The sequence below is a fragment of the Moorena sp. SIO3I6 genome (assembly GCF_010672095.1).
This window is the reverse complement of record NZ_JAAHHU010000204.1, coordinates 1-9,184: the sequence shown is the minus strand read 5'-3', so window position 1 is coordinate 9,184 and position 9,184 is coordinate 1. Positions and strand designations below refer to the sequence as shown.

Annotated in this window: 13 protein-coding genes; 4 read left to right on the top strand and 9 right to left on the bottom strand. The window is 43.2% G+C overall.

Translation table 11 applies throughout. The annotated features are described in order from the left end of the window. Window positions 1-123 precede the first annotated feature (123 nt). Window positions 124-315, bottom strand: a complete 192-nt coding sequence (locus F6K49_RS31195) for a hypothetical protein (protein WP_293102895.1) — start codon at window positions 313-315, stop codon at window positions 124-126. A gap of 553 nt (window positions 316-868) precedes the next feature. Between F6K49_RS31195 and F6K49_RS31190 the strand changes: the two genes are divergently transcribed. After that, window positions 869-1,069 carry a hypothetical protein gene (locus F6K49_RS31190; RefSeq protein ID WP_293070154.1) on the top strand — a complete coding sequence of 67 codons (201 nt, stop codon included), beginning with the start codon at window positions 869-871 and terminating at the stop codon, window positions 1,067-1,069. A 430-nt stretch (window positions 1,070-1,499) separates the two neighbouring features. Here the strand turns inward: F6K49_RS31190 and F6K49_RS31185 are convergent, their stop codons facing one another. The 3 genes from F6K49_RS31185 to F6K49_RS31175 form a co-directional block, all read right to left on the bottom strand. Next, window positions 1,500-1,652, bottom strand: coding sequence for a hypothetical protein (locus F6K49_RS31185; protein ID WP_293070152.1), 153 nt, complete (start codon window positions 1,650-1,652; stop codon window positions 1,500-1,502). A 294-nt stretch (window positions 1,653-1,946) separates the two neighbouring features. Further along, on the bottom strand, window positions 1,947-3,059 hold the full coding sequence (locus F6K49_RS31180) for a T3SS effector HopA1 family protein (RefSeq protein WP_293070150.1): 1,113 nt from the start codon (window positions 3,057-3,059) through the stop codon (window positions 1,947-1,949). Between the two features lie 100 nt (window positions 3,060-3,159). Next, entirely contained in the window at window positions 3,160-4,320 is a 1,161-nt protein-coding gene (locus F6K49_RS31175; protein WP_293070171.1) for a phosphotransferase, read from the bottom strand. 293 nt (window positions 4,321-4,613) lie between these two features. Here F6K49_RS31175 and F6K49_RS31170 point away from each other — a divergent pair, with 293 nt between their 5' ends. Then, the gene (locus tag F6K49_RS31170; protein ID WP_293070148.1) at window positions 4,614-4,745 is read left to right on the top strand and encodes a hypothetical protein; all 132 of its coding nucleotides are present in this window, start codon (window positions 4,614-4,616) and stop codon (window positions 4,743-4,745) included. An 87-nt stretch (window positions 4,746-4,832) separates the two neighbouring features. Here F6K49_RS31170 and F6K49_RS31165 read toward each other — a convergent pair whose 3' ends face one another. Further along, window positions 4,833-4,988 (bottom strand): hypothetical protein, encoded by a 156-nt coding sequence (locus tag F6K49_RS31165; protein WP_293070146.1) that lies wholly within the window; start codon window positions 4,986-4,988, stop codon window positions 4,833-4,835. Window positions 4,989-5,122: 134 nt separating this feature from the next. Next, a complete protein-coding gene (locus F6K49_RS31160) occupies window positions 5,123-5,359 on the bottom strand; it encodes a hypothetical protein (protein WP_293070144.1) in 237 nt (78 codons plus the stop codon). 288 nt (window positions 5,360-5,647) lie between these two features. Between F6K49_RS31160 and F6K49_RS31155 the strand changes: the two genes are divergently transcribed. Both F6K49_RS31155 and F6K49_RS31150 read left to right on the top strand, forming a co-directional pair. Further along, complete coding sequence (locus F6K49_RS31155) at window positions 5,648-6,841, top strand: DNA double-strand break repair nuclease NurA (RefSeq protein ID WP_293025261.1); 1,194 nt, start codon at window positions 5,648-5,650, stop codon at window positions 6,839-6,841. Between the two features lie 332 nt (window positions 6,842-7,173). After that, on the top strand, window positions 7,174-7,782 hold the full coding sequence (locus F6K49_RS31150; protein WP_293102889.1) for a hypothetical protein: 609 nt from the start codon (window positions 7,174-7,176) through the stop codon (window positions 7,780-7,782). A gap of 158 nt (window positions 7,783-7,940) precedes the next feature. On the opposite strand, the gene xseB is transcribed toward F6K49_RS31150, so the two are convergent. The 3 genes from xseB to F6K49_RS31135 all read right to left on the bottom strand — a co-directional run. Continuing rightward, entirely contained in the window at window positions 7,941-8,204 is a 264-nt protein-coding gene (gene xseB, locus F6K49_RS31145; RefSeq protein WP_293070142.1) for an exodeoxyribonuclease VII small subunit, read from the bottom strand. Window positions 8,205-8,247: 43 nt separating this feature from the next. Further along, complete coding sequence (locus tag F6K49_RS31140) at window positions 8,248-8,430, bottom strand: hypothetical protein (RefSeq protein WP_293102885.1); 183 nt, start codon at window positions 8,428-8,430, stop codon at window positions 8,248-8,250. Further along, window positions 8,418-9,184 (bottom strand): WD40 repeat domain-containing protein (locus tag F6K49_RS31135; protein WP_293102882.1); only part of this gene is annotated, 767 nt, incomplete at its 5' end. The genes F6K49_RS31135 and F6K49_RS31140, both read right to left, overlap by 13 nt.

Below are 9,184 nucleotides of genomic sequence, written 5' to 3'. Positions count from 1 at the left end.
AAGGCTTGAAAGCCTTGTCGGGTATGCCTTCTGCCTTCATGCAGCCAGCCCTATTTATTTCCTATTCATAATTCCTAAAATTTGTCAAGTTTTTTGTAAAGAAATATGTTTATAAAGCATAGCTTAAAAAAGGGGGGAATTAGATTGAAAAGTCCCCCTTATTAAGGGGGATAATGGGGGATCTGAATCAGGGATTAACAAAACTGACATGCACCCCTCGGGAGCAGGGAGCAGCGATGCAGCGCGGTCTTGGGGGAAACCCCCATGAGCGACTGCATCAAGACGGGAGCAGGGAAAAAATCTTGTGTACCTCATAGGAGAGACAATTGTTATATCTCTAATTTAGGGAATCAACTAAAACAATTATGTCAACAAAACTAGTGGAGCTGATAAAAACGATAAAAAGCTGACGCACAAATGCTTACTTTTTTGTAAGTATTCAGCCGTCAGCCGTCAGTGGTCAGTGGTGAGCTGATTTTATGTAAGTATTCAGCCGTCAGCCGTCAGCCGTCAGCCGTCAGCCTTCAACCTAATGCAGCGTGCGCCTAGGGCATAAGCTTAATGCTGATAGCTGATAGCTAATAGCTCATAACTGATAGCTGATAGCTGATAGCACCTCAAGTAGCGTGCGCGTAGCGCTAATCGCTGATAGCTGATAGCTGAATGCTTACGATTTTCTTCAAAGGTGCCCGTAGCGCATTAGCTGATAGCTGATAGCTGATAGCACCTCAAGTAGCGTGCGCGTAGCGCTAATCGCTGACCTTTTTATTAACCCTAAAACTTCCCAAAAAAAACTTTTTTAAAACCATTGACAACAATAACTATAATCATTAAAATAATCAGTGTAAACAAAATTAAATTCTGAGTTATGTCACAACAATTCAGCCAAAACTTCAAGAAACAACCTGCTCAGCACACTCTCAAAGGTTCTCGTCAATCAGTCATCTATAGTATGCAGATGCTTTACTCCCTAGGCTATGCAGAAATTGCGGAATGGACCCCTCTGGAACCCACTGATGTTCCAGGGGAAGTGATCACTACAATAACCAAGTATTGGTTGTTGCCATAACACCTTAAACGTTTGGGGGGATTTCCCCCCTGGCCAAGGTTTTGGTCTGCTTCTGTAGCATAGCCTTTGGCCAATCAGATCAGAGCAGGTTAGGTTTGCTAATTTTGTGACATAAAAAATTGAAATAGCCGTGGATAGTATTTCTACGGCTATTTTTTTTTATTTTGGGACTTATAGAAAAAGGGAACAGGGAACAGGGAACAGGGAATAGGGGGAAAATTCTGTGTACCTGATAGTTATGAAAAACGCTGTATGTCTAAGGAACTAAACTAAAACAGTTATGTCCACAAAACTATTGGAGCTGATAAAAACCATAAAAAATAGCCCAAGACTACTCTTGGACTAAAAGACTAAGATTAGGTTCTAGCACTTCTCAATTAGCTAAGGCACTTTTGTTGTAGGTTAATAAGTAACTATTTTGAGATTGTAACTAAATTAATAAAATAACGGCATCGGCTCCGATCGTATCCAGTTCGCGAGGTTCGACGGGGATTAACTCAAACCCAGCATCCACAATTCCAGAGTAGTTTGCGATCGCTTCCAAGCCATTGATATTTTCTGACGCAGTTCCAAAGGTTTCCATCACCTTGAAGCTGGTATCCTAAACATCGACTGACTCCCTAATCAGAAGCTTAGGCAATATTTATACCTAAGCATTCAGCTATCAGCCGTCAGCTAATCAACGGGAGGTAGTAAACAAGCACCGGGGGTGCTGGTACGGCTGGTTGAAAATCCCTGCTCGTTTTACTCATCCGACCCCGTGCAGTTAAAGCGCCTGCTAGCACCTCAAGTAGCGTGCGTGGCACAGGCTTCGACGCTGGGATGCGCTAATCGCTGATAGCTGATAGCTGATAGCTGACGGCTGAATGCTTACGTGCTATATATCTAAACACTGATAAATATCTTCAGAATTGGCATTGAGATAAACACGCTCCAAGTCAATCCCCAGCCTAGAAAATTGCCCAAGGATAGCCTTCATCTTTCCTTCGGTGGAATCATCCCCTTGATGCCAAGCTTCTAACAAGCCATTGGCGACAATCTGACAGCGATTCATGCCAAAGCTTTCCTGTTCGGCAAATTTTTGGTCTGGTTCTTCTGCTAACCCCAATCCTGGTGCTAGCTCCATGGTAAATAGGGGCACCTCTGGCTGAAAATGGGATTGGTGCTCTGTATAAATAGTCTTTAAAACTCCCTCAACAGCGTCATAGTGACACTTATCAAAGTAGAGTACCCCCGAATCGTGCCGTTCGTAGTCCTTGGGATTGTACAAAACTTTAAAGTGGAACGGAATTTCCATGTCGTTCAGCTGTTGGGTTAAGCTACCCATTACGGCAACTGCACCCTCAGGAGTCAAGTTGAAGTAAATTCGCACAGTCACTGACTGGTCTGTGTGCGGACGATTTGCTTCTAGATTGCCAACGGCCATATAAAAGCCATTTTGCACCAAATTCTTAGGCATACGGATTGCTACTGAATCCCCGACGGTGGCAGATTGCTGGGATGCTTGTAGATGCTGCTCCCGTTCAATATGCAGCCTCAATCCTCCCTTAGTCACAGCCAAAGTGCCATCACTTTCTTCTCTGAGAACAGACCAACCAGGGTCAAAGTAGCCTTTGCCACTATTGCTGTGGTGCAGTCGCTGATAAAATCCCACATCTACTCCTAGGATGGTATTGTTCTCCAGGTCTAGTGGCGCAGCTTCCGTATCTGCTTCCGGTGCGAGAGCATTTCGCATTGAACCGTTGTAATAAATACCATATAGAAAACTCCGCAGTTGCAGACTGATATATTTTTGCTGCATATCCTCGGGCATCCGTTGAAAACGTTCCACAGCTTCGGCTGGAATTTCCAACGGTTTGTAATCTGAATGGTGAATAGAGAAGTCTGATTGGATTTTTACTTTGTTAACAATATCGTCTAGAACATCTAGTAATTGCTGATTGGCGATGGGGGATGGTTTAATTTGTTTAGAATCAAGTAGTTGGATCATAGTTTGGTAGGGAGTAGGGAGTAGGGAGTAGGGAGTAGGGAACAGGGAACAGTAGGAAAGACCTTTGAAGAGTTTTTGATGTTATTGGAAATGCTATGTCTTAAACAGCGGAAGGACTGAGTTGGATTAATTCAGCAATAGCAGGGCCAAAAATCGTGGGCATGGATTGTTCTGGACGACACAACAAGGTCTTGGCAACCTGAAGCATGGCAATCCCAGCATTACCAAAGGATTTTTGGTACTCAATCATCGCCCGAATTCGTTGAATCAAACCAAAACCTGTAAATTGCACTACTGTCCGCAAGAAATCAGGTCGGTGTTCTAAAATTTCTGGAAAGGTTTCAAAATACCCTTTGGTTAGGGCAGCAATGGAAGGCTGGAGCTGTTCCAAGGGGGTCATGGCTAAACCTAGGGATTCTTCAATACTTAAAGATTTACTGATAACCAGGCTACTCAGCCAGATTTGCACATAGCTACTGATCAGTGTTCCTAAATCAAACCCTGGGTCTCCCCAACTACAGCGCTCCCAATCAATTAGTCTGACAATGCTGGTACTCTGATGCTCCCAATCTTGGTGCAGAAGGATATTATTTAGCTTTAGGTCATTGTGGGTCAGACAGCAGGGGGCAAAAGCATTGCCTAGTTGTGCGATCGCTTGCCCTAAACTATCGTATCGTTGATAAAGGGCAAAGAATTTCAGCCCGTCAGCAGGTACCGCACCAAAGATTTCTGGACCAATTCGTTCTAAACTATTAACTAATCTAGGCACTTGGTCAGTGGTTTGATTATCGTTTTCGGTACCAAAAAAATCTTGATAGTCTTTACGATTAAATGTATGATGATGGATTTTTCCTAAAAGGGTGCCGATGGTGCCAGCAACGTCTGGAGGAAAGATATTTTCCTTGGCGTAGAAATCCATTAAATCCCGATAGTCATCGAGATAGCGGAAAACCATAATGGAATTCTCACCATCAAAATGCAGCACCTCTGGTATCAAAGAGCGGAGGTTAGCAAGTTCTGGAAATTTCTGTAAGAATTCTTGAATTCGCCATTCATTCAAAAACTCACCAGCGGCTTTCCCTTCCTGGTTATGTCGCTCCTGCTTTACGAGCAGCTTATTACCATCTGGAAAGGTCAGCAATAAGTTAAAATTCTTGGCTTCCAGTGGCTCAATTTTACTGAGAGCTTGCTCGGAAGGATTGCATAAACCACGAGCAGCTAGATAGTCAAAAACATTATGAGAGTTTAATATGAATGTCATAATTAGGGAATCGGGAACAGGGAACAGGGAATAGGGAACAGGGAATAGTGTGGGGCGGGGGCGCGGGGAGTGGGCGCGGGAAGTGTCAGAGGTGTGATCACAAATCAGCATTTGGTTTTATGATCTATTGGGAAATGCTGTATTTATTCAAAAGTATAGGTAAAAGGAAAGTTATTCTGCCAATAATTTATGCTTAAAAACAGACGCAACTAAAACTTTTATGTCCCTAAACTATTCAGGGGAAGTGTGGGAATTGTGGGAAGTGTGGGGAGTGTGAAAAGTCAGATGAGCAAGTGACTTGGAAACCCCCAAGACCAGTCTGCATCGCTGCTCCGAAGTCCCTACTCCCTACTCCCTACTCCCTACTCCCTACTCCCTACTCCCTACTCCCTGTTCCCAGATCCGCTGTTCCCTTTCCTATATAACTAAACTAGTTATGTCATCAAAATATTCAAAAATCATAGAAAATTATAGAGGGCTGGTTTTCATAATCTATTGGTAAATTCTCTAGACTACGGTGGCTGGATAAAATGACATTGGTAACCGAAAATTAAGGATAATTTTAACTTTATTATGGTAAATCTATGCTTTGAGTATGCCAGGCTGATGTATGCGATCGCTTTTAGCGTGGCCATAGGCCAATCGCGTAGCGGCTCAATGCTGAGCATCGCATTCGTTTTATCAGAGTGGGAGAGTTTGAGAGGGAAAAGAATACCCCGTCGAATTAGGTCGGGGATGAATATTCCGTCTCAAATAGTGTTAATATAAAAAGTAAGGGTCTCAAAAAAACTGGGTATTGACCCTACTCAGCTACCCTGGCCATAGGCCACGCGGGGCGCGTTCGGTGCGCGGGAAAGTTACGCCCATGGAGATAACAACCAACTATGTTGTGCAAAGGATACCCCATTCCTGCGACGGATGGGGATGAAGTCCCTGGTTGATAGCTGAAGTCGAAGTCTATGGCTTGAGCTGGGGCGTTACCACCAATGACTGCTGCAGATGCCAGGGACAAGGACTTGATTAACTGGCGATTCTTCATAAAATCTTACCTCCTAGAAATTACTGACGAAATTACGGACATGGATACTGTCAGTATGAAAAGGTAATGTATGCAATCGTGTTTGTGATCTGAGGCTGATGTATAGGATCAGGTTTGTTATTGGAGCCTGATGTATACAATTGTGTTTATTTATCTGTGTTTGTTTAGGATAACTGAATGAGTCGTTTAGGATCACTTAATGAGTCGTTTAGGATCACAAAAAACCTGTGTTACAGATAACTAGTTTGAAATTCGTAAATCTACAGTAAATCTAATGATGAGCTCTCCATGCTTGATCTGGCAAAACTGGCAGGACAAATTCCTGGTATTAGTAAGCACCTGAGACTAGAGGCGGTGGCGTCTCGCCAACGCTTAGAACGGGCTGAACAATTACTGGCAAAGGCTAAAACACAACAAGAGAGTTTGCTCAAGTCTCATCAAGAATGGCGCGATCGCATGATCTTCACGGCGGCAACACCTGCCGAACCTCTAGATACTTGTGTTGATATCAGTATTCCCCCTGAAAGCCATAGTGTTTTCGCCACCGATGGGTCTCAAATTGCCCCGTCTCACCACGAAATCCTCTACTGTTATGTGATTAATGTGGGTCGGGTAATGTTGCACTATGGACAAAGTCTGTATCCTCTGTTGGATAGTATGCCCGAAGTGTTCTACCGACCGGAAGACTTATATATTTCTCGTCAGTGGGGGATTCGCACGCAGGAGTGGATGGGGCATCGGCGCACGATTTCCGAGGTATCGATGTTAGCAGAAATGGCTTGCCGTTGGGTGAAACCACCAGCTCCCCACAGGGATACCCCCAATCTAGCGATAGTAGATGGTTCCCTAATTTACTGGTTTCTTGATGGGATGCCAGGGGAAGCACGCGATCGCATATTGCCTCCGATTCTAACAGCTTGGGAGCAGTTGCGTTCTGTTAATGTACCCCTGATCGGCTACCTGAGTGCTTCTCGTAGTGTGGAAATGGTTAATTTCCTCAGATTACCAGCTTGTCCCTATGAAACACCAAAATGTATCACCCAATGTGGTAATCTAACCGACAAGTTGCCCTGTCAGGTGATTGACCCCCTCCGGGATACCACTCTCTGGGCAAGTTTATTGAAACCAGGACAGCGTAGCCCTCTATTTCAGAGTTCCGCACGGATTCTGGATTTATACGACCATCATCGGATCTATTTCTGTTATGTCCATGTTGGCACAGAAATTGCTCGTATCGAGATGCCAGAATGGGTAGCCCAAAATTCGGCATTGCTCAATCAAGCCTTGAGTTTAATGCTGGGGCAGGTCTATAAAGGATATGGTTATCCCATTGCTGTGTCTGAAGCTCATAATCAGGCGGTGATAAAGGCCGGTGACCGGAATCGCTTCTTTGCTTTGCTTGAACAACAAATGATTCGGGCAGGTGTCAAGAATGTGGGAATATCTTATAAGGAAGCTCGTAAACGGGGTAGTATTAGTTGAATGAAGAATTTAGAATGAAGAATTTAGAATGAAGAATGAAGAATGAAGAATGAAGAATGAAGAATGAAGAATGAAGAATGGTGAATGGTGAATGAAGAATGGTGAATGGTGAATGGTGAATGAAGAATGGTGAATGGTGAATGGTGAATGGTGAATGGTGAATGGTGAATTGATAATTTATAATGGACCATGAAGAATGGTGAAGGCAGAATGGTGAAGGCAGAAGGCAGAATGGTGAATTCTACATTCTTAATTCTTAATTCTACATTCTTAATTCTACATTCTTAATTCTAAAAGTTTGATTTTTAGCTTACCCAAGTAAAAACAGTGTCATGGCAAATGTATTAAGAATTCTGTTTAAACAAGATAGCTATCTCAAGCAAGAGCCGATTCAATCGTCGCAATTGCCTGATAATAAACGTCAGATGGTACCAGCAGGTAATCTATTAGTACTTCGCTATTATGGTCAGGAATCTGGCAATCACATTAAACTGGGTTTAAAAGATATTGCTTTTAAGGGTTTCAGTGGTGATTGGTATGCCTTTGAAGACCATGTTGCAATTATGATGGAGAGTCTGCAACCGGTAGAAACTGTTAGTAATGTAGTGTCTAAACAAAACGATCAGACTGCTTTAAACATTCCTATTTATCAGAATACCTTAGTCAATCAACCCGTTTTACTTAACCTTTTATTTAATCAAGATACGGTAATTAAGCGAGCTCCTATTCAATCTAGTATGTTGAATGAAGCATCAAAGCAGGAAATTCCAGCAGGCACTGAATTGGTGATTGTGACAGATCAACCTAATGCTGATAATACGGTTAAGTTTACTGTGGAGGAGAATCACGTAAAATTTACCCTGAAAGATCTGGAATTCAAAGGCTTTAGTGAAGATTGGTATGCCTTTGCTGGACATGTTGGTATTCAAGGGATGGGCTGATGTCAGCGGTCAGCGGTCAGCGGTCAGCGGTCAGCTTTGTGGAACAGGCTTCTAGTTTGTGGAACAGGCTTCTAGCCTGTGACTATTAAACCCATGCTTACCTCTTTTATTCACAAGCTGACAGCTGATTGCTGATAGCTGTTCGCTTAACATTACTATTAAAAATCAGAATCATTAGTCAGCGTCTCAATCAACAAATCCATCTGTTGCTGTCGCTTAGCCAGAAAATCCTCACATTGATGGAGATATTCGACAGCAGCGGAGAACTGATCAAACACCTCTGCTAATTCTAGTTCTCCCGTTTCTATTTTCCTAATAATGGTTTCAACTTTAGCCACCGTCGCTTCATAGTTCCAGGTTTCTCCAGAAGCTATTTTACTTAAGTTTGAATCAGTTAGGTTTGAATCAGATTGAGTTTCCATAGATAGTAATTGTCAATGGGTTGAGGTACACAATTTTTTGATTTTAGGGAATAGGGAATAGGGAACAGGGAACAGGCAATAGGCAATAGGCAATAGGCAATAGCCAATAGCCAATAGGCAATAGCCAATAGTTAATAAAGTATAGCGCTACTCCCGATTCCCTACTCCCTACTCCCGACTCCCTACTCCCGACTCCCGACTCCCTTGCTATAGTTAAAATCCACAAAGCTGATCCCTCTGAGCATCACGGTTATGATGCCAATAATCGTACAACCAAGCACAACCCCGCCTTAGCAAATAATCCACATCCAAATTCCACAAAATCACGGTTTTGTCTTTACTAGCAGAGGCTAGCCATTTGCCATCGGGACTAAAACTAACTCCAAACACCGAATCGTTGTGTCCCTTAAAGGTATTAATTAAATGTCCATCCCGACTCCAAAGATTAACCGTTGTATCACTACTCGCAGATGCGATTAAGGTTCCATCAGGACTAAAACTAACCCAATTCACGGCACCATTATGCCCTTCTAAGGTTTTGAGCAACTTGCCATCTCGATTCCAGAGTTTTACGGTACCATCACTACTAGCAGAAGCAATCATTTCGCCGTCTGGACTGAAACTAACCCAATTGACAGCATCATTATGCTCTTGATTATCCCCTTCTAAGGTTTTGAGCAACTTACCATTGCGATTCCAGAGTTTTACCGTTCCATCATTACTAGCAGAGGCAATCTGTTTGCTGTCTGGGCTAAAACTGACTCCCCAAACCTGATCCTGGTGCCCCTCTAAGGTCTTCAACAAGGTGCCGTCTAAATGCCAGAGTTTAACGGTTTTGTCAGCACTAGCAGAGGCAATTAACTTACTATCGGGACTAAAACTAACTCCCCAAACCTGATCCTGGTGTCCTTCTAGAGTGTCAAGCAAGGAGCCATCTAAATTCCAGAGTTTCACCGTTTTATCTTCACTAGCGCTAGCCA

Excerpts from the sequence above, each read along its gene's own strand:
- F6K49_RS31195 (WP_293102895.1), bottom strand. The coding sequence starts at position 315 with ATGAGGTACACAAGATTTTTTCCCTGCTCCCGTCTTGATGCAGTCGCT.
- F6K49_RS31190 (WP_293070154.1), top strand. The coding sequence starts at position 869 with ATGTCACAACAATTCAGCCAAAACTTCAAGAAACAACCTGCTCAGCAC.
- F6K49_RS31185 (WP_293070152.1), bottom strand. The coding sequence starts at position 1,652 with ATGGAAACCTTTGGAACTGCGTCAGAAAATATCAATGGCTTGGAAGCG.
- F6K49_RS31180 (WP_293070150.1), bottom strand. The coding sequence starts at position 3,059 with ATGATCCAACTACTTGATTCTAAACAAATTAAACCATCCCCCATCGCC.
- F6K49_RS31175 (WP_293070171.1), bottom strand. The coding sequence starts at position 4,320 with ATGACATTCATATTAAACTCTCATAATGTTTTTGACTATCTAGCTGCT.
- F6K49_RS31165 (WP_293070146.1), bottom strand. The coding sequence starts at position 4,988 with ATGCTCAGCATTGAGCCGCTACGCGATTGGCCTATGGCCACGCTAAAA.
- F6K49_RS31160 (WP_293070144.1), bottom strand. The coding sequence starts at position 5,359 with ATGAAGAATCGCCAGTTAATCAAGTCCTTGTCCCTGGCATCTGCAGCA.
- F6K49_RS31155 (WP_293025261.1), top strand. The coding sequence starts at position 5,648 with ATGCTTGATCTGGCAAAACTGGCAGGACAAATTCCTGGTATTAGTAAG.
- F6K49_RS31150 (WP_293102889.1), top strand. The coding sequence starts at position 7,174 with ATGGCAAATGTATTAAGAATTCTGTTTAAACAAGATAGCTATCTCAAG.
- xseB (WP_293070142.1), bottom strand. The coding sequence starts at position 8,204 with ATGGAAACTCAATCTGATTCAAACCTAACTGATTCAAACTTAAGTAAA.